Consider the following 19,172-nt stretch of genomic DNA (forward strand, 5'->3'; position numbering starts at 1 on the left):
GTTACCAGCCGCTGCGCAGGACGTCTGCAGGGTTGGCGCGTGGTGGCTTGGGCAAGGGAGATGCACCGATGAAAGTGAATTTTGAAATTGAGTGCACGCCCGAAGAGGCGCGCCGTTTCCTGGGATTGCCCGATGTGTCCAAGGCCAACGATGCCTATGTGGAGGCGGTCGCCAAGGCGATGAAGGGTGAAAGTTCGCTCGAACAGCTCAACAGTTATGCCAAACAGTTGGCGCCAATGGGTGAGATCGGGCTGAAGATGTTTCAGCAGCTGTTTGAACAGGGCGCCGGCGCGGCGCTGGCCGGGTTCAAGTCCGGGGTCACCGGCGCCAGCAAAGGACCGGCTGGCCAGGAATAGGCCGGGTTACCGGCGGAACGAGCCATGGTGGCCAGAACGATCTTTGCGCTCAGCTCCGGGCAGTTGCCGGCGGCGATTGGCGTGGTGCGGATCAGCGGGCCACAGGCCGGTCACGCGGTGCAGGCGCTGCTGGCAGGCCGGCGCTTGCCCGAACCGCGCCGCGCTGTCCTTCGTCGGCTGGTCGATCCACGCGATGGCGCGGAACTCGATTCCGCGCTGGTGCTGTGGTTTCCCGGACCTGACAGCGCAACCGGAGAGGATTGCGCCGAATTGCATCTGCATGGCGGTCGCGCAGTGGCAAGTGCGGTTGGTTCTGCGCTGTCAGCGCTTGATGTAGTGCCGGCAGAGCCTGGCGAATTTACCCGGCGCGCGTTTGCCAATGGCCGGCTGGATCTGGCGCAAGTCGAGGGGCTGGCCGATGTGCTGGCCGCCGAAACCGAATTGCAGCGCCGCAGCGCGCAGGCCATGGCCGGTGGCGCGCTGTCGCGTGCGGCGCAGAGTTGGCGGACGCAGTTGCTCAATCTGTCCGCGCAAGTCGAAGCTTCGCTTGATTTTGCCGATGAAGCCGACGTGGGGGGAGAAGGCGACGGTTTGCCTGCCGGGTTTGCGCCAGGCTGTCGGGCACTGGTGGATAGTTTGCGCGAGTGGCTGGATCGCCCGCGCGCAGAGCCGCTGCGCGAAGGGTTTCGTGTGGTCCTGGCCGGGCCACCCAACGCAGGCAAATCCACGCTGTTCAATGCGCTGGTTGAATATGAGGCGGCGATTATCTCGGAACTGCCAGGAACAACGCGTGACGTGCTGGTCAGCACGGTCGCGCTGGGCGGTGTGCCATTTGCGTTTATCGACACGGCAGGTTTGCGTGATGAAGGAACCGATCCGATCGAGGCAATCGGCATCGCGCGCGCCCGTGCCGAAGCGGAACGCGCCGATCTGGTGCTGTGGTTGGGTCCGCAGGGTGTCGGGCCCACCACGCGGCCTTTGTTGGAAATTGCGGCACAATGCGATTCCACAGATCATGTGACGAAGACCGCCGATGCGCTGCGCCTGTCTGCGCGAACGGGGGAGGGCTTGGCTGACCTGCGCGAAGCGCTGATCGGTGCAGCGCGTGCGGCGCTGCCGCTGCCCGGTGCTGCTGCGCTGAACCAGCGACAGGCGCGCTGCGTCGCTGCCGCGCATGACGCGCTGATCGCAGCGGAAGACCAGCGCGATGGTTTGCTGGCGGCTGAGCATTTGCGGTTGGCCCGCCTGGCGTTTGATGCATTGATCGGGCGTACCGACACCGAAGCGATGCTGGACGCGTTGTTCGGGCGGTTTTGCATCGGCAAATAGGAGTGTGTTCCACGTGGAACAATGCGTGGTGGGTTGTTTTGACCTGAGCCCGCCAATGCGATAATGGCACAGCATGCAGCATTTTGATGTCATCGTGGTTGGCGGCGGACATGCCGGCGTCGAGGCGGCCACCGTGGCCGCGCGCATGGGTGCGCGCACCGCGCTGGTGTCGTTCGATCCGGCAACGATCGGCGCGATGAGCTGCAACCCCGCGATTGGTGGCCTGGGCAAAGGGCATCTGGTGCGTGAAGTCGATGCCTTTGACGGGGTGATCGCGCGCGCGGCGGACGCCGGGGCGATCCATTACCGCATGCTCAACCGGTCAAAGGGCAGTGCGGTGCAAGGCCCGCGTATCCAGGCCGACCGGCGCCGTTTTCGGTCGGCGGTACAATCAGCAATCCGGCAGCAGAACGGGTTGACAGTGCTCGGCGGTGAGGCTGCGGCCTTGCGGTTTGCGGGCGAGCGGGTGTGCGGCGTTGATCTGGCCGATGGTACAGCACTGTCTGCAGCGGCCGTCGTGCTTTGCACGGGGACGTTTCTGGGCGGGCGGCTGTACCGGGGCGAAGAGCGGATGGAGGGTGGGCGGATTGGCGAAGATGCTGCCCACCGCCTGGCACAACAGTTGCGCGGTGCGGCACTGCCGATGGCGCGGCTCAAGACCGGGACACCTCCGCGGCTTGATGGGCGCACGATTGATTGGGCGCGGCTGCCCGAACAGCCCAGCGACGTGCAACCCTGGACGATGTCACCGCTGACCACACAGCGCGCGCTGCCACAGGTGTTTTGCGCTATTGCCCGCACCAACGCGCGCACGCACGACATCATTCGCGCCGGGCTGGACCGTTCGCCGCTGTTTACCGGGGCGATCGCGGCACAAGGGCCGCGCTATTGCCCATCGATCGAGGACAAGATTCACCGGTTTGGCGACCGTGATGGGCATCAGATATTTCTGGAGCCGGAAGGGCTTGATGACCACGCAGTCTATCCCAACGGGGTATCGACCTCGTTGCCGACTGACGTGCAGGTGGCGATGATGCAAAGTATCGCCGGGCTGGAACATGTGCAGGTTTTGGTGCCGGGTTATGCGGTGGAATACGATCACATCGACCCGCGTTCGTTGCGCGCCAGTTTGGAAGTGCGGGCGCTGCCTGGTCTGTTTTTTGCCGGGCAGATCAACGGTACTACGGGGTATGAAGAGGCTGCCGCGCAGGGCCTGGTCGCCGGAATGCATGCCGCGGCGCAAGTGCTGGAACGCGAACTGCCCGTGCTCGATCGCGCGAACAGTTACATGGCGGTGATGATCGACGATCTTACGCTGCACGGTGTGACCGAGCCCTATCGCATGCTGACTGCACGGGCCGAATACCGGCTACGGCTGCGTGCCAACAATGCCAGCACCCGCCTGACCCCGCTGGCGATGGCTGCGGGGAGCGTGGGCGCGGAGCGCACTGCCTGGCATAACCGTCGGGCCGAAGCCCGCGCGGGGATTGAACAAGCGTTGACCAAAGAGGTGGGATCGAACGATCTTGCCCAGGGCGGATTGGCAGTGCGTGCCGATGGTACAAGGCGCAGTTTGGGCGAATGGTTGCGCTTTCCGGAATTGAGCCTGGCATCGTTGGCGCCGTGGCTTGATGACGCCGACGGCGGCCTTGCGCTGGCCAATATTGACCCATTGCTCACCGAGGAAATTGAGGAGGACGCTGCATACGCGCCATACCTCAGCCGTCAGGAGGCGGAGCTGCGCGACCTTCGTGCGAGTGACGGTGTGCAGTTGGGCGATGGATTCCCGTTCGAAGCGGTTCCCGGTCTTTCGCGTGAAATGGTTGAGCGGTTGATGGCTGCGCAGCCCGGCACGCTGGCCGTCGCCGGGCGCATTCCCGGTATCACGCCAGCGGCCCTGGCCAGCCTGTTGGTCCACGCGCGTCGCCGGGCCGCGTGATGGCGATCGACGGCGAGACCGCCGCGCGTGCGTGGTTGATCGATGTATTGGGCGTTGATCCTGCCGCCATGGCGCGGCTGGAACAACTCGTGGCGTTGCTGGTTGAGGAAAACACGCGCCAAAACCTGGTGTCGGCGGCGAGTCTGGATCACGTCTGGCAGCGGCATATCGTCGACAGCGCCCAGCTGTTGACTGTTTCACGTGGAACATTCGCCGTTCCAAATGATGGCGCATGGCTTGATCTGGGCAGCGGCGCCGGCTTTCCTGGCCTGGTGATCGCCGCATTGCAGCCGCAGCGCGCGGTCACGCTGGTAGAATCACGGCGGTTGCGCACGGACTGGTTGGTGCGCGCGACTGCAGCGATCGGGCTTGATCGGGTCGCGGTCGTCGCATCGCGTATCGAAGATATGCCAACCACGCGGTTTGCGGTTATTTGCGCACGTGCATTTGCGCCACTTGAACGATTGTTGGAGCTATCCGCACGCTTTTCCACACCGCAGACACTTTGGTTGTTGCCGAAGGGGGCCAAGGCCCGGCATGAACTGCAAGAGTTGGCCCCGGCGTGGTTTCATACGTTCCACGTGGAACAATCGCTGACCGATTCGTCTGCCGGAATCCTGGTCGGTCAGGTCACGGGTCTGCCAAGGGACATTGCCGCCAAGACGGGCGGGGCAGCCTCACCTGTGAGGCTGGACCCGACCAGATCGGCCCAAAAAGGTGCGCGCCGATGATCACGATAGCGATTGCCAACCAAAAGGGGGGAGTGGGCAAAACCACCACCGCGATCAATGTGGCCACTGCGCTGGCAGCGACCGGGTCAAAGGTCCTGCTGATCGATCTCGATCCGCAGGGCAATGCCTCGACCGGGCTGGGGGTCAGCGCGGCGTCGCGCCTGCGATCATCGTATGAACTGGTGATCGACCAGGTTCCGGTTGGTGAATGCGCCATGGCCACACGCATCCCAGGGCTTGATCTGGTTCCCGCCACGGTCGATCTGTCGGGGGCAGAGGTTGAGCTGGTCAGCGTCGAAAACCGCACCAGCCGGCTGCGCCAGGCGCTGTCACATGACACTGGCCATGACATCTGCCTGATCGATTGTCCGCCATCGCTCGGTCTGCTGACGCTCAACGCGCTGAGCGCTGCCGATACCCTGCTGGTGCCGCTGCAGTGCGAATTCTTTGCACTGGAGGGGTTGAGCCAGCTGTTGCAGACTGTTGAACGCGTGCAGGAACGCTTCAACGCCAACCTGGGCATTCTCGGGGTGGTGCTGACGATGTATGACCGGCGCAACCGCCTGACCGATCAGGTTGCCGAGGATGTGCGTTCGTGCCTTAATGATCTGGTGTTTGATGCGGTCATCCCGCGCAATGTTCGCCTGTCAGAGGCGCCCAGCCACGGACTGCCCGCGCTGATCTATGATCACGCCTGTGTCGGGTCGCAGGCCTATATCAAACTGGCGCGTGAAATCATCGGGCGTTTGCCTGAAAAGAGGAAAGCGGCATGACCGGCGAAGCAACCACGTCCGCAACGATTCCAGACGGTACTGCCAAGCCGGCCGCGGCAAAAACGCCTGCTCCGCGTCGGCCGGCACTGGGTCGTGGGCTGGGTGCGCTGCTGGGCGAAACCCGGCGTGAAGAGGCAGTGGGGCCGCAATCCGCCGATTCCGCCGCGGCAACTGTAACCACCGTGGCACGCCCGGTGGCAGGTGCCGCGACGGCCGGGCTGATGCTGTTGCCGATCGCGCAGATCGAACCCCACCCGGATCAGCCACGCCGCCATTTTGATGAGGCCGCGTTGGAAGAATTGGCTGCGTCGATTGCCGCGCGCGGGCTGATTCAGCCGGTGGTGGTGCGGCCGCTTGGTGGCGACCGCTATCAGCTGGTGGCGGGCGAACGCCGGTGGCGGGCATCGCAGCGTGCGCGCATTCACGAAATTCCGGCGATCGTGCGTCAGCTTGACGATCACGAAGTGACTGCACTGGCGCTGATCGAAAACCTGCAACGCGAAGACCTGAACCCGGTCGAAGAGGCGCGCGCCTATCAAAAGCTGTCTGATCGCGATGGGCTTACCCAGGCGGATATCGCGCGCTTTGTGGACAAATCGCGCAGCCACGTCGCCAATATCATGCGGTTGCTGGGCCTGCCCGCCGACGTGCTGACCATGATCGAACGCAATGAATTGTCGATGGGACATGCGCGCGCGCTGGCGACATTGCCCGATCCTGCCAGTGCCGCACGCGATGTTGTGGCGCGCGGGCTGTCGGTACGCGATACCGAAAAGCTGGCCAAGCGGTTGGGCCGGCCCGACGCGGCCCCGCCCCGGCGCGCACGGGCGGATCGATCACCGGGGGAATCAGCCGATATTGCGGCCGTTCAGGCGCATCTGGAAGAATTCCTGGGGCTGAAGGTCACCATTCACGCCGATACCGACCCGCGCACCGGCTCGGTGGCGATCCGGTACACCACGCTCGATCAACTGGACCTGATCTGTCAGCGGCTGACCGGCGGGGCGATCTGATCGTCCCGGCAACCGGCGTGTCCATGCGGGCAGTGCTTTAATCGCGCAATTAATTTTGATTGACCGTGCTCTCCGGCCTGGTTTACCCATGGGTAAAGCAAACCAAACAAGAGATGCCGGCCATGTCACTCGATCTCATTCCCCGCTCTGCCTACAACGACGATCACGAGGCGTTTCGCCATACCGTCCGGCGTTTCCTGCAGGAGGAAATCGAACCCAACGGCGCCAAATGGGCCGACGAGGGCATCGTGCCAAAGGCGATCTGGCCGAAGGCTGGCGCGCTGGGCATGCTGTGCCCCACCGTGCCAGAGGAATACGGCGGGCTTGGCCTCGATTTCGGCTATAACGCGATCGTTGACGAAGAAAGCGCCTATTACGGCCGCGTCACCACCGGTTTTTCGCTGCAGTCGGATATCGTGGTCAACTATCTGATTACATACGGTTCCGAAGAGCAAAAGCGCAAATGGTTGCCCAAAATGGTGTCGGGCGACGTGGTCACCGCCATCGCCATGACCGAACCGGGCACCGGTTCCGATCTGCAGGCGATGCGCACGTCCGCGAAAAAGGATGGCAACCATTACGTCATCAACGGGTCAAAGACCTATATCACCAATGGCCAGAATGCAGACCTGGTGCTGGTCTGCTGCAAGACCGACACCGAGGTTCAGCCGGCGTGGAAAGGCGTGTCGATCGTGCTGGTCGAAGCCGATACCGAAGGGTTTCAGCGTGGCCGCAATCTGGATAAGATCGGCCAGGATGAGGCCGATACATCTGAACTGTTTTTCAACGATGTACGCGTGCCGATCACCAATTGTCTGGGTGAAGAGGGCAAAGGCTTCATCTATCTGATGAGTGAACTGCCGCAGGAACGGCTGTCGATTGCGATCAGCGCGCAGGCCTCTGCCCAGCGCGCGTTTGATGACACGGTTGCCTTTACCCGCGACCGCAAGGCGTTTGGCAAGCCGGTTATCGATTTCCAGAACACCCGGTTCACACTCGCCGATCTCAAGACCAAGCTGCAGGTGGGCTGGGCGCATCTCGATTGGGCGCTGGCGCGGCATCTGAAACGCGAATTGACGCCGGAAGAAGGCGCCGCGGCAAAACTGTGGCACACCGAATTTCAGTGGGAAGTGATGGACAAGTGCCTGCAGTTGCATGGCGGCGCCGGTTACATGAATGAATATGCGATTGCCCGCGCCTGGCGTGGCGCGCGCGTCACGCGCATTTTCGGCGGGACCAGCGAAATCATGAAAGAACTGATCGGGCGCAAGCTCTGATTGGTAACAGTGGCGCGGGCGGTTCCCTGGTGGGCCGCCCGGCCCAGGCATCAATCTTGCGCAATCAGCGGACGGCGTGATCCATCATCGTCGACAATGGCGCTGATCGTGATCAGCGTCTTGAAGGCGTAAACGCCCTGTTCCTCGCTCAATGCGCGGCGGGTAAACCGATCGTATTCCTGCATTGACCCGACCTGCACCTTCAACACGAAATCATCATCGCCGGTCACGTCCCACGCCGCGGTCACTTCGCGGTGCTGGCTGATGGCGCGGGCAAACCCGTCCATCGTGCTCGCGCCCGCCTGCTTCATCTTGACCAGCACATGCATGGTCAGCGCCGATCCGGTCAGCGCCGGATTGATCAACGCGCGATCGGCGATGATCACCCGGCCATCCCGCAGCCGTCGCAGCCGCCGCAGCACTGCCGATACCGACAGCCCGACTTTGTCGGCCAGGATTCGCGCTGGCTGCTGGTTGTCGCGCCGCACTTCATCAATCAAACGGCGGTCAAAATCGTCCAGATCGATCATTTTTCGCATCATTCGTTATTCTATGCGAAAATTCGTCACCAATATACCCAAATTCGGCGCCAATGATCTAACACCCTGGGCTACACGCATGTCCACATTGCGGCCGAGAGCGCCGCACCGATGCCTGACCGGCACCGACGGAAAAGGACAAGACGATGTTGCACACGCCCAAAACGGCCGGATTCACAGCCCGGTTCATGACGTTCGTCCGCGAAACCTTTGAGGCAAGCGTGGCGATCCATTATCACGCCCCCTGGGCGAACCTGGCGAAAGCCAAACCCGACGGCGATCGCGCGCAGTCGGCTCAGCTGCCGGTATAAACCCGCTTTTCCTTGCGATGCGGCGCGGCCCGGCGCGGTGCGGTGCGAATCAGGCGGTGGCGGGGAACGTCGACATATTCGGTGGTTACCGTTCTGGTTTCAACACAGGGGGCCTGCGGCGCCTGCATCACCGGCACCATGATATAGGCCGGCGCCATCGCTCCACCGTAATAGGGCGCGCCATACCCCATCGCGCCATAGGGCATCCCGCCATGGTGGCCGTGGTGCATGCCATTGTCGGCATAGTCGGGATGATCGGCAAAGAAAGCCTCGCAATCGCGATCGCGTGCGCGTTTACCGGCATGGTCGATCGCGGCCCCCGCCGCCGCTCCGACTGCCGCCCCGCCGATCGTTCCGGCCAGACGGTCACCGCCGACCACCCGGTTGCCGACCACACCGCCCACCACGCCACCGATGATCGCGCCGCCGGCCACGCCGTCGTGATGATAATGCCGGCAACGGTCTGCCATGCGCCGGGTTTCCGGATCATCGCCCATCGGTTGCGCACCTGGCGGGGGCGGGGGATAGGCCCCCGCCGAATTGGAGTCCGGACCATAGCCCGGCGCATAGCCGGCCACGGCCGGGTTGCCCGGCACCCATTGTCCGTTCCACTGGCCATCTTGCCAGGTGCCCTGCCACACCCAGCCCGGCGGTGGTGATGCCATCGGCGCCTGATCGGCCAGGGCAGTGCCGCCGGCCAGCGCGCAGGCAGAGGCCGCCAGCAGGGCCAGGTAGGTGGGGATAAAGCGGGACAGGTGGGCAAACGAGCGGTGCGGGCGCATCAAAAATCCCCGGGGTCTGACCGACCTGCGCAAACCGCAGCCCGGCGTTAACCGCTAATTTACCACTGCATTGTGCCAAAGGCCAAGCGACCTGCGACGCCTGTCCCAGATCGGATCAGAATTGAATGCGGGCTGCGATCGCCTGGGCCAATGCCTCAATGCCGGCAACATCATCGGCATCGAACCGCGCCGGCGCAGGACTGTCGAGGTCGATCACCGCGACCACCGTGCCGTCACGCAAGACCGGCACGACCAGTTCCGACCGGCTGTCGGCATCACACGCGATATGGCCGGGAAACGCATGGACATCGGCCACGCATTGCGTCGTCCCGGTTGCGGCGGCGGTACCGCATACGCCAGCGCCATGGGCAATGCGGATGCACGCCGGCTTGCCAATGAACGGGCCGAGCACGAGCCCGGCGGTGCCGGGCAATACGCGGTAAAATCCCGCCCAGTTGAGATCGGGCAGCATGGTCCAGATCAGCGCGGCAAGATTGGCCATATTGGCCACGCCATCGCTCTCACCATCGGTCAGTGCCAGCGCGGCCACCACCAGATCGCGATAGGATTCGCGCTTGTCACCGCCGTCGGAAGGGGAAAATGCAAACATGTCGTGCTCCATAATCCGATTGGCCGTTGCTGTCGCCCCCGTGCAGGCCTAGATTCACAGCCATGAAAACATCGCATAAAGTGCTGATCGGCCTCGGCGCCGGGATTCTGGTCGCCGGTGGCGGCATTGCCTGGCTGCTGCAGGGTGACCCTGCGCAAGTCCCGTTTGTGCAAACCACCGGCCCACACCCCAAATTGACCGACCCGCGGCCACAGTCGTTTCCCACCATCGGCATTGCGAAACCGGTCGGCTGGCAGGCGGGGGAGGTGCCGCAGGCCGCCCCGGGGCTGGTGGTCACCCGCTTTGCCGCCGGGCTTGATCATCCGCGCACCCTGACCGTGCTGCCCAACGGCGATGTGCTGGCAGCGCAGACCAATGCACCGGCGGGCAGCTTTCAGGGCGGTCTGTCGGGGTTGATCGCACGGTATCTGTTTCGCGCGGCCGGCGCGGGCGATCCATCGCCCGATACCATCGTGGTGCTGCGCGACAGCAAGGGCACCGGCACCGCCGATCAGCGTTTCGTGATGACCAACCCGGCGCTCCATTCACCATTCGGGATGGTCCTGCGCGATGGCCGGTTGTACGTCGCCAACACCGATGCGGTGGTGTCCTGGCCGTTCCAGCCGGGCCAGACCACACTGCCCGGCAAACCGGACAAGCTGATGGATCTGGCGGGGGGCGGCAACCATTGGGCGCGCAACCTGGTGCTTAGCGCCGATGGTGCGAAACTCTATGTTGCGGTCGGGTCCTCAACCAATATCGCCGATGACGGTATCGAACACGAAAAGGACCGTGCGGCGATTTTCGAATATGATTTCACCCGCCACACGTCGCGGCAATATGCCGGCGGCATGCGCAATACCAACGGGATGGATTTCAACCCGCGCAGCGGGGAACTGTGGGCGGTGGTCAACGAACGCGACATGCTCGGTTCCGACCTCGTGCCCGATTACCTGACCAATGTGCCGCTGGGTGCAAACTATGGCTGGCCGTGGCTCTATTGGAAAAAATTCCCCGACTGGCGGGTGCAGGCGCCCATGCCTAGCGACATGGTCGATTATGTGCGCAAGCCGGAATATGCGATGGGCGTGCACGTGGCGCCGCTGGGGCTGGCATTTGCGCGCGGTGGCCACGTGCTGGGCGACCGGTTTGCCAATGGCGCCTTTGTTGCCAACCACGGATCGTGGAACCGGCAGCCGCTGGTGGGCTATGACGTGGTGTTTGTCGGGTTTGACGATCGCGGCAATGTGCTGCCCGCCCCGCCACAGCCCGTGCTGACCGGTTTTCTTGATGCCAGGGGACAGGCGCGGGGCCGCCCGGTGTGGGTAACTTTTGCGCGCGATGGGGCCCTGCTGGTCAGCGATGATGTGGGCGGCATGGTGTGGCGGGTCACGGCCCCGGGCGCAAAGCCCGCCGCGCCGATCGTGCCCATCGCCTCACGCGAAGCGCCGCCGATCGGCACGATGCCGCAACATTTCACCATCCGCAAAGACAACGATTCGGCGCTGAACCAACCCAAGCCGTAATGGTCATACCAGGTCGCGCAATGCGCGACTCATATCTCCCGGCCCGCGCGCCCGGCCAATTCGGTGACATAGTGCCAGGCGACGCGGCCGGACCGGCTGCCACGCCGTTTCGACCATTCCAGCGCGTCGGCAGGATCGAAATCCAGCCGGTAATGCGCAGCGTAACCGGCGATGATGGCCAGGTAATCATCCTGCGAACAGGCGTGGAAACCCAGGCTCAGCCCGAATCGGTCGGCCAGTGCCAGTTGATCATCCACCACATCGCGCGGGTTGATCGGATCATCCTGTTCGCGCATGTGGCGTTCGACAATCGCCCGGCGGTTTGATGTCACCGCCAGCCGTACATTGCGTGGGCGCGCCTCCACCCCGCCTTCCAGCCATGACCGCAATTTGCGCGGGCCATCGCTGTCACGATCGTCAAACCCCAGATCATCGATGAACACCAGAAAATTGCGGGCACAGCCACGCAACACGCCGAACAGCAGCGCCAGGCTGGCATCACCACTGGCCTGCACCAGCGCAATCTGGCCAGGCCAGGCCCACGCGGCATTCGCCACGCTGGCGCGCACCACAGCGGATTTGCCCATCCCGCGCGCGCCCCATAACAGCATGTCGTGCGCGGCCGCGCCCGCCGCCAGCCGGTTGACATTGCCCACCACCGCCGCCTTTTGCGCGTCGATGCCGCGGATCAGATCGATCGACGGTGCTTCGAGCGTTGCCACCGCGCGGGTGGTTGCCCCCTGCCAGACATAGGCGGGGTAGCGCAGCCAGTCGATCGCCGGCGCAGGCGGCGGGGCGATCCGGTCAAGCGCGTCGGCAATCCGTTGCAGGGTGGCGTCCGGGTCAGCCATCGTGCGTGTCTCAACCAACCAGTGCGGCAGTGTCGAGATCATACAGCAGCGCCGCGCCGGCCATGGCCGCCGCGCCCAGGCCGCGCGCCTCTGGCACCACGGTGCGGTTGAAAAAGCGGGTTACTGCCGTCTTTTCGGCCGATCCGGTGGCATGCACCTGCCGCACCAGCTGCCAGCCGGCGACCGCCACCGCGCACATCGTGGTGAACGGTACCGAGCCTGCCAGTTTGTCATCCAGGCTGGCATCGCCGCTGGCCATCCATGTGGCAATCGCGATCGCATCGCGCGCCAGCGCGGCCAGTTCGGGGCTTTCACCGCAATCGGCCAGGATATCGTTCAGCAGCGCATGCACCACCGCGCCGTTTTCAAAGCCCAGCTTGCGGGTGACGAAATCGGCCGCCTGGATACCGTTGGTGCCTTCATAGATCGGGGCGATGCGCGCATCGCGGTAAAATTGCGCGGCACCGGTTTCCTCGACAAAGCCCATGCCGCCGTGGATCTGGATGCCCAGGCTGGCGACTTCGCATCCGACGTCGGTGCCCCACGCTTTCAGCAGCGGCACCAGCACTTCGGCGCGCTGCGCGGCATTGGTATCGCCCAGCGTGCCCCGATCGACCTGCCCGGCGGTGTAATACAACAGCGCGCGTGCGGCCTCGGTCAGGCCGCGCATGCGCAACAGCATGCGCCGCACATCGGGATGTTCGATGATGGCCACCGGGGTCTTGTCGTTGCTGCCGGCGCGTGCTGACTGGACGCGGTCGCGCGCATAGTCGCGGGCCTTTTGCAGCGCAGCCTCGGCAATCTGCACGCCCTGGCTGCCCACGTTGATACGCGCCGAATTCATCATCGTGAACATGGCGCGCAGGCCGCCACCTTCGTGCCCGACCAGTTCACCCACGCATTCATCGTTGTCGCCATAGACCATCACGCAGGTCGGCGATGCGTTGATCCCCAGCTTGTGTTCGATCGATGCGCAGCGCACGTCGTTGCGTGCACCCGGCGCGCCATCCGCCGCGACATGAAATTTCGGCACGATAAACAGCGAAATTCCACGCGATCCGGCTGGTGCGCCGGGCAGGCGTGCCAGCACAAGATGAACGATATTGTCCGCCAGATCGTGTTCGCCCCAGGTGATATAGATCTTGGTGCCCTTGATCAGGTACTTGCCGACATGCTCCCCACTGGTGATCGGGCTGGCGGTGGTGCGCAGCGCGCCAACGTCGGACCCGGCCTGCGGTTCGGTCAGGTTCATCGTACCCGACCATTCGCCCGACACCAGTTTCGCCAGATACATCGCTTTTTGCGCGTCGCTGCCATGGTGGTCGATCGCCTCGATCGCGCCAACGGTCAGCATCGGCAACAACGCAAAACCCATATTGGCCGCGCCCAGCGTTTCCAGCACGCACGTCGCCAGCGTAAACGGCAGGCCCTGGCCGCCATGATCGACCGGGCCGGCGACACTGTTCCAGCCCTGTTCGACAAAGCCGCGATAGGCCGCTGCAAACCCCGGCGGCGATTGCACCACGCCGTCGCTCAGCTGCGCGCCGCGCGTATCGCCAATGCGGTTCAGCGGCGCCCATTCGCCCGCACCCAGCTGGCCGATACCTTCGACAATCGCTGCCACCAGATCGGGGGTGGCAGCGGCAAAGCGGTCGTGCTCCGCCAGGGCGTCGATCCCGGCGTTGACCGTTATGGCCAGAATCTGGTCAGCAGTTGGGGGCGTAAAAGTCATCGTCCGCTTTTCCTTGGCAAGGCTTGCTCCGTCTCTATAGCCAAGCGTCATGCCCGCGACAAAGTCCAACTGCCTTTTGGCGCAAGGTGACAATGCCGGCCTGGCGATTGCCCGCGCCGCGCAGGTCATTCACGACGGTGGGACTGTCGCGGTGCCGACGGAAACGGTCTATGGCCTGGCCGCGCGCGCTGATCGCGATGCGGCGGTGGCGGCAATCTACCGCGCCAAGGGGCGCCCCGATTTCAACCCGCTGATCGTGCATGTTACCGATCTGGCCGCGGCCGAACGGCTGGCGTGGTTTGATGATTCGGCGCGGGCGCTGGCAGCCGCATTCTGGCCTGGGCCGCTGACGCTGGTGCTGCCGCGCCGTGCGGATGCGGGGTTGAGCGCGGCGGTCTGTGCCGGATTGCCCACCGTGGCCTTGCGTTGCCCGGCGCACCCGGTGATGCGCGCACTGATCGCCCGGACCAGCCTGCCGCTGGCCGCACCTTCGGCCAACCGCAGCGGCGCGGTCAGCCCGACCAGCGCCGCGCATGTTGCGGCCTCGTTAGGGGGCCGGGTTGATCTGATTCTGGATGGTGGGGATTGCGCGCGCGGGATCGAATCGACGATCGTAGCGATTCGCGGCGGTGATGGCGCGGTGCCGGGGTGGACCGTGTTGCGTCCGGGCCCGATTGACCGTGATCAGATTGCCGCGCTGCTCGGGCCCGATCGCGAAGTGGAGGCGGCGGACGGGATTACCGCGCCCGGGCAACTGGCCAGCCACTATGCGCCGGGAAAGCCGGTCCGGCTCGATGCCGGTGGACCGGCGCCGGATGAATTCATGATCGGGTTTGGCGCGGTCCCCGGTGATATATCGTTATCACAATCCGGTGATCTGGCCGAAGCGGCGTCACGGCTCTATGCCTGCCTGCACACCGCGGCGGCGGCACTGGCGCCCCGGATCGCGATCGCACCGGTGCCCGATACCAGCATCGGACGGGCGATCAACGACCGTTTGCGCCGCGCAGCGGCGTGACGGTTACACAGGGCACCAGGGCAGCAAAACAAACGGGCCGCCGAAAGCCCGGCGGCCCGTTCGATTGTCTGTGCCGCGTGACTCGCGACCGCGTCTGATGTGTCAGGCGGTTTCGTAATACTTTGGCGCGTGTTCGTTCAGGATAGCCAGGATCTTTTTCAGCGCGGCCGGCTCGTCGGTCTTTTCCATCGCAGCCAGTTCGCGGGCCAGCCGTGATGAGGCGGCTTCGAAAATCTGGCGTTCGGAATAGGACTGTTCCGGCTGGTCATCGGCGCGAAACAAGTCGCGTGTCACTTCGGCGATTGACACCAGGTCACCCGAATTGATCTTGGCTTCGTATTCCTGCGCGCGGCGCGACCACATCGTGCGCTTGACCTTGGGCTTGCCCTTCAAGGTGTCGAGCGCCTCACGCAATGTCTTGTCCGAAGACAGCTTGCGCATGCCGATCGCTTCAACCTTGTTGACCGGTACGCGCAGGGTCATGCGTTCTTTTTCAAAGCGGAGCACGTACAGCTCCAGCTTCATCCCTGCGATTTCCTCGTTCTGCAGTTCGACCACCCGGCCTACGCCGTGCTTTGGATAAACGACATAATCCCCAACATCGAAGGCAAGAGCCTTGGCTGCCATTGCATATCCTTTCGACCCAGCAGCACAGAAACGGGGACGGATACGGGACCCTTTCGCAGACACCCGTAAGGGATATCTGCGTCAGTGCAAAATGCCATCCGGGCCCTTTTTGGGGGAGGTCCGGCAAACGACCGTCTTACCTGCGGTCGAGCGAAGCCCAGCGTTCCGTTTGCCGTCTGTCCTGCCTGATTCGTGTTGTGACGCGCCACTCGAAAAAGACCTTTCGGGCGCTCGAGCGATTATATAGCAGGTCTGTCACAAAATTTCCAGTGGTCTGGCCGCGTGATTGTGGCCAAAATCGGTTGTTTCCCGTCTCCTGTGGGAAACGGGACCCGGAATTGTGACCAGATCATGGTTTTGGCGCCCCGCAACGGGGCCGCGACGCGCGCCTGCCGGGTCAGTCGCCCTCACCGGGTTCGGCTGAAAAGTACTTGTCGAACTTGCCCTCTTCACCCTTGAAAGTGTCGGCGTCGGCGGGCGCCTCTTTCTTGGTGGTGATGTTGGGCCATTCGGCCGAAAATTTGGTATTCAGCTCAAGCCACTGTTCCAGACCGCTTTCGGTATCGGGCAGGATCGCTTCGGCCGGGCATTCGGGTTCGCACACACCGCAATCGATGCATTCGCTGGGGTTGATCACCAGCATGTTTTCGCCCTCGTAAAAACAGTCGACGGGGCAGACCTCGACGCAGTCCATGAACTTGCACTTGATGCAGGATTCGGTGACGACATAGGTCATGGTGGCGATTGTCCCTCGGAAATTGGCGACGTTGCTGTTGGCACGGTTGCTAGAGGCGTCAGGGGGCGCCCGTCAACCCTTTGACCATTGTGCTGCCCACAATCTGCCGTATCGCCCCCGTTGCGGCCGTTTCGCGCGTCGCTGCTGGCGGCGTTATCGACCGAATCGACAAAGCGGTAACAGCCTTGTGCCTCTGGCGCGGGGCCACGCCGTGTCGGGATCATGATGATTTCGATCACCCGCACGGTGCCATGCAGTGCCAGCACCAGCACGTCACCGGCGCGCACCGCCGCGCTGGCACGTTCGATGCGCCGGCCGTTCAACCGGATATGCCCGGTGCCCGCCCATTCCTGCGCCACCGCACGCGTGGCCGCGAACCTTAGAAACCACAGCAGTTTGTCGATGCGCAGGCCGTTGCCGGTGGACATGCCGCCAGCCCTCAGCGCAGCAGTTCTGCCAGCGCGGCGAACGCGCCAGTGGCGGGGCGGGCCGCCGCGATAACGGTCGGATGTGGCGCAGGGCGCGGCGCGCGCCAGTCCCACAGCGGCGGCGCATGCGGTCCGAACGCGCCGTCGGGCAGCATGCGCGGCATCGCCACGCGAAAACCCCCGGCGCGCAACAATGCGGCATAACCCGCCGTGGACAACCCCATTGATTGCGCGCGCGCCGGATCCAGATAGACCCGCCGCCCTGCTGCACCCAGCCGGCAGCGATGCGCCTCTTGCAACAACCGGTCGGCCAGATCGACTCGCACCGCGGCATCCCCGGCGCGGCGGTACCCGACCGGGACCGCACGGCCGGCGACCGTAGCGGGCAGGGCGTCAGGCGGCGCCACCGGCGCGTTTGACCCCGTTGTGCGCACCGCCGCCAGCCGCAGCCACAGCCGCAATGCTGCCGGCCGCAACATGGCCGGCAGATACAGGTCAATCCCGCCGATGCGCAGCCCCAGCCGGCGCAAAGTTTCGCGCTGGCGCGGATCAAGCCGGTCCAGCCCCGATCCGTCACGCGCGATCACCCCGCCACCATCGACCAGCCGCAACAGCATGGCACGCAGTTCCGGCCCGGATTCGCGTGCTTCTGCCGCATCGGCCAGCCGCCGCAGCGGCGCCAGACCGCGATTGAGCGTCCTGGTAAACCAGTCGGTCACCGCCGCGCGCACCGCGTCGCGCAATGCCGGCGCCAAGCGGTCCAGCGCCGCGTCCAGCCGCAGCCGCGGCTCCAGCAGGCTGCGCCCCGGTTCCAGCCGTGCCACCACCGTTTCGTCCCACACCAGCCCGCGCTCGGTCAGCGCCAGCCCGTCGGGCATGGCGGCGGCGGCGATCAGCGCGGCCGCGCGCGTGGTAAACAGCCCGGGCAGATGGCGCTCTGCCGCGGCCAGCAACAATTTGCGGTCGGCCGCGCGCGCCAACGGATCGACGACAAAGCGAAACCCGTCCAGATGACCGATCGGTTCGTCATCGACCAGCACCGCGCCGGCATCCGACAGCCGCACCGGCAACAGCAGCGCGTCGCCACCGGCCTTGCGCATCAGCACGGTGGTGCGGCGGTTGACAAACCGTTCGGTCAGGCGGGCGTGCAACGCGTCGGACAGCCGGGTTTCGACCGCGCGCGCGCGCGCTGCCATTTCCTCCCGCGCCATGACCCAATCGGGCCGCTGGGCGATATAGGCCCAGCTGCGAATTGCCGCGATCCGGCCCTGCAACGCGTCGATATCGCCGGCCGGATTGTCGAGCTGGGCGATGGCCGACGCCACGAAATCGCTGCCGAGATAGCCGCGCGCCAGATCCTGCCACAACCGCGCGACAAACCGCGCATGGGTGTCGGCACCCTGCTGGCGGAAATCGGGCAGGCAGCACACCGCCCAGAACCGCCGCACCGCCCGTTCCCCGCGCACGGTGGCCGCCACATCGGGGTCGCTGGCCAACTGGCGCAACACCGCCAGGTCGATTGCTTCGGGCGGGCTGGCCAGTTCGGGGCGCGGCGGTGGGCAGGACAGATCGGTCAGCAACTGGTCCAGCGAACCAAACCGCAGATCGGCCTCTCGCCAGAACAGCCGGGTCAACGGGGGAAAGCGGTGTTCCTCAATGCTATAAACTTCGTCGTCGGTGAATTCGGCACCGTGCGCGCCCAGCCCGGCCAGCGTGCCAAAGGTGCCATCGCGGTGGTGGCGCCCGGCCCGCCCGGCAATCTGCGCCATTTCCGCCGTGGTCAGCCGGCGCTGGCGATGCCCGTCATATTTGCCCAGCCCCGCAAACGCGACATGGTGGACATCCAGGTTCAGCCCCATGCCGATGGCATCGGTCGCCACCAGGTAATCGACCTCGCCCGCCTGGTACATGGCCACCTGGGCATTGCGCGTCTGTGGCGACAGCGCGCCCATCACCACCGCCGCGCCGCCGCGAAACCGCCGCAGCATTTCGGCCATGGCATAGACCTGTTCGGTGCTGAACGCGACGATCGCGCTGCGCGGCGGGATGCGCGACAGCTTTTTCGCGCCGACATGGCTCAGCGTCGAAAAGCGCGGGCGGGTGACGATTTGCGCATCGGGCACCAGCGCGCGAATCATCGGTTCCAGCGTGGACGAACCCAGGATCATGGTTTCCTCCCGCCCGCGCGTGTGCAGCAGGCGGTCGGTGAACACGTGGCCGCGTTCGGGATCGGCCGACAGCTGCGCCTCATCAATCGCGACAAACGCCAGATCGGGGCGCTGGGGCATCGCCTCTGCCGTGCATAGCAGCCAGCGCGCATTTTTGGGCTCGATCCGTTCTTCGCCAGTGATCAGCGCGACCTGATCGGGCCCTTTCAGCGCGACCACCCGGTCATAGACTTCGCGCGCCAGCAGCCGCAGCGGAAACCCGATCGCGCCCGACGAATGCGCGCACAACCGTTCGATGGCCAGATGGGTCTTGCCGGTGTTGGTCGGCCCCAGCACGGCGCGGACGGTTCCCCGCCCATGGTCGTCATGGTGCGCGAAACGGTCACCCCGCGAAGAAAGCTGGTTGGCCATGGGCACAAAGGTGGC

The 19,172-nt window shown here is 64.6% G+C and carries 18 protein-coding genes and 1 pseudogene; 10 read left to right on the forward strand and 9 right to left on the reverse strand.

Translation table 11 applies throughout. The features are described from left to right. The first annotated feature begins 68 nt into the window (after window positions 1-68). The 7 genes from ABWP89_RS11480 (at window position 69) to ABWP89_RS11510 (ending at window position 7,418) form a co-directional block, all read left to right on the forward strand. The gene (locus tag ABWP89_RS11480) at window positions 69-356 is read left to right on the forward strand and encodes a DUF6489 family protein (protein ID WP_353229369.1); all 288 of its coding nucleotides are present in this window, start codon (window positions 69-71) and stop codon (window positions 354-356) included. A gap of 24 nt (window positions 357-380) precedes the next feature. Next, window positions 381-1,685, forward strand: a complete 1,305-nt coding sequence (gene mnmE / locus ABWP89_RS11485) for a tRNA uridine-5-carboxymethylaminomethyl(34) synthesis GTPase MnmE (RefSeq protein ID WP_353229370.1) — start codon at window positions 381-383, stop codon at window positions 1,683-1,685. Window positions 1,686-1,758: 73 nt separating this feature from the next. After that, entirely contained in the window at window positions 1,759-3,624 is a 1,866-nt protein-coding gene (gene mnmG, locus ABWP89_RS11490; RefSeq protein ID WP_353229371.1) for a tRNA uridine-5-carboxymethylaminomethyl(34) synthesis enzyme MnmG, read from the forward strand. Then, window positions 3,624-4,355: a 16S rRNA (guanine(527)-N(7))-methyltransferase RsmG gene (gene rsmG, locus ABWP89_RS11495; RefSeq protein ID WP_353229373.1), complete on the forward strand. Its 732-nt coding sequence runs from the start codon at window positions 3,624-3,626 to the stop codon at window positions 4,353-4,355. Before mnmG ends, rsmG begins: the two co-directional genes overlap by 1 nt. Continuing rightward, window positions 4,352-5,128: a ParA family protein gene (locus ABWP89_RS11500; protein ID WP_353229374.1), complete on the forward strand. Its 777-nt coding sequence runs from the start codon at window positions 4,352-4,354 to the stop codon at window positions 5,126-5,128. The genes rsmG and ABWP89_RS11500 overlap by 4 nt, the downstream gene beginning before the upstream one ends. Then, window positions 5,125-6,141 carry a ParB/RepB/Spo0J family partition protein gene (locus ABWP89_RS11505; protein WP_353229376.1) on the forward strand — a complete coding sequence of 339 codons (1,017 nt, stop codon included), beginning with the start codon at window positions 5,125-5,127 and terminating at the stop codon, window positions 6,139-6,141. The genes ABWP89_RS11500 and ABWP89_RS11505 overlap by 4 nt, the downstream gene beginning before the upstream one ends. A gap of 122 nt (window positions 6,142-6,263) precedes the next feature. Then, window positions 6,264-7,418, forward strand: a complete 1,155-nt coding sequence (locus tag ABWP89_RS11510; RefSeq protein ID WP_353229377.1) for an acyl-CoA dehydrogenase family protein — start codon at window positions 6,264-6,266, stop codon at window positions 7,416-7,418. A 50-nt stretch (window positions 7,419-7,468) separates the two neighbouring features. On the opposite strand, the gene ABWP89_RS11515 is transcribed toward ABWP89_RS11510, so the two are convergent. Then, a complete protein-coding gene (locus tag ABWP89_RS11515) occupies window positions 7,469-7,960 on the reverse strand; it encodes an Lrp/AsnC family transcriptional regulator (RefSeq protein ID WP_353229378.1) in 492 nt (163 codons plus the stop codon). Between the two features lie 143 nt (window positions 7,961-8,103). Between ABWP89_RS11515 and ABWP89_RS11520 the strand changes: the two genes are divergently transcribed. Further along, window positions 8,104-8,268 (forward strand): hypothetical protein, encoded by a 165-nt coding sequence (locus ABWP89_RS11520; protein WP_353229380.1) that lies wholly within the window; start codon window positions 8,104-8,106, stop codon window positions 8,266-8,268. Here ABWP89_RS11520 and ABWP89_RS11525 read toward each other — a convergent pair. Together ABWP89_RS11525 and msrC are read right to left on the reverse strand one after the other, a co-directional pair. Next, window positions 8,253-9,050 carry a glycine zipper 2TM domain-containing protein gene (locus ABWP89_RS11525; protein WP_353229381.1) on the reverse strand — a complete coding sequence of 266 codons (798 nt, stop codon included), beginning with the start codon at window positions 9,048-9,050 and terminating at the stop codon, window positions 8,253-8,255. The genes ABWP89_RS11520 and ABWP89_RS11525 overlap by 16 nt on opposite strands. A 115-nt stretch (window positions 9,051-9,165) precedes the next feature. Next, window positions 9,166-9,660, reverse strand: a complete 495-nt coding sequence (gene msrC, locus ABWP89_RS11530; protein WP_353229383.1) for a free L-methionine (R)-S-oxide reductase MsrC — start codon at window positions 9,658-9,660, stop codon at window positions 9,166-9,168. A 62-nt stretch (window positions 9,661-9,722) separates the two neighbouring features. Between msrC and ABWP89_RS11535 the strand changes: the two genes are divergently transcribed. Then, the gene (locus tag ABWP89_RS11535) at window positions 9,723-11,186 is read left to right on the forward strand and encodes a PQQ-dependent sugar dehydrogenase (RefSeq protein ID WP_353229384.1); all 1,464 of its coding nucleotides are present in this window, start codon (window positions 9,723-9,725) and stop codon (window positions 11,184-11,186) included. 29 nt (window positions 11,187-11,215) lie between these two features. Here ABWP89_RS11535 and ABWP89_RS11540 read toward each other — a convergent pair whose 3' ends face one another. Continuing rightward, window positions 11,216-12,037, reverse strand: a complete 822-nt coding sequence (locus tag ABWP89_RS11540) for a DUF815 domain-containing protein (protein WP_353229385.1) — start codon at window positions 12,035-12,037, stop codon at window positions 11,216-11,218. Between the two features lie 10 nt (window positions 12,038-12,047). Continuing rightward, on the reverse strand, window positions 12,048-13,769 hold the full coding sequence (locus ABWP89_RS11545) for an acyl-CoA dehydrogenase family protein (protein WP_353229387.1): 1,722 nt from the start codon (window positions 13,767-13,769) through the stop codon (window positions 12,048-12,050). A gap of 49 nt (window positions 13,770-13,818) precedes the next feature. On the opposite strand from ABWP89_RS11545, the gene ABWP89_RS11550 reads away from it, so the two are divergent. Continuing rightward, window positions 13,819-14,787 carry an L-threonylcarbamoyladenylate synthase gene (locus tag ABWP89_RS11550; RefSeq protein ID WP_353229389.1) on the forward strand — a complete coding sequence of 323 codons (969 nt, stop codon included), beginning with the start codon at window positions 13,819-13,821 and terminating at the stop codon, window positions 14,785-14,787. Window positions 14,788-14,889: 102 nt separating this feature from the next. On the opposite strand, the gene ABWP89_RS11555 is transcribed toward ABWP89_RS11550, so the two are convergent. The 4 genes and pseudogenes from ABWP89_RS11555 to ABWP89_RS11570 form a co-directional block, all read right to left on the reverse strand. Continuing rightward, window positions 14,890-15,414, reverse strand: a complete 525-nt coding sequence (locus tag ABWP89_RS11555; RefSeq protein ID WP_353229390.1) for a CarD family transcriptional regulator — start codon at window positions 15,412-15,414, stop codon at window positions 14,890-14,892. Window positions 15,415-15,811: 397 nt separating this feature from the next. Further along, window positions 15,812-16,150 carry a ferredoxin FdxA gene (gene fdxA, locus ABWP89_RS11560; RefSeq protein WP_353229392.1) on the reverse strand — a complete coding sequence of 113 codons (339 nt, stop codon included), beginning with the start codon at window positions 16,148-16,150 and terminating at the stop codon, window positions 15,812-15,814. 164 nt (window positions 16,151-16,314) lie between these two features. After that, a pseudogene (locus ABWP89_RS11565) lies at window positions 16,315-16,578 on the reverse strand (RNA-binding S4 domain-containing protein); the annotation flags it as partial. Window positions 16,579-16,589: 11 nt separating this feature from the next. Next, window positions 16,590-19,157 (reverse strand): helicase-related protein, encoded by a 2,568-nt coding sequence (locus ABWP89_RS11570; protein ID WP_353229429.1) that lies wholly within the window; start codon window positions 19,155-19,157, stop codon window positions 16,590-16,592. Between the last annotated feature and the right edge of the window lie 15 nt (window positions 19,158-19,172).

This window comes from Novosphingobium sp. (assembly GCF_040398825.1).
Lineage (GTDB): Bacteria > Pseudomonadota > Alphaproteobacteria > Sphingomonadales > Sphingomonadaceae > Novosphingobium.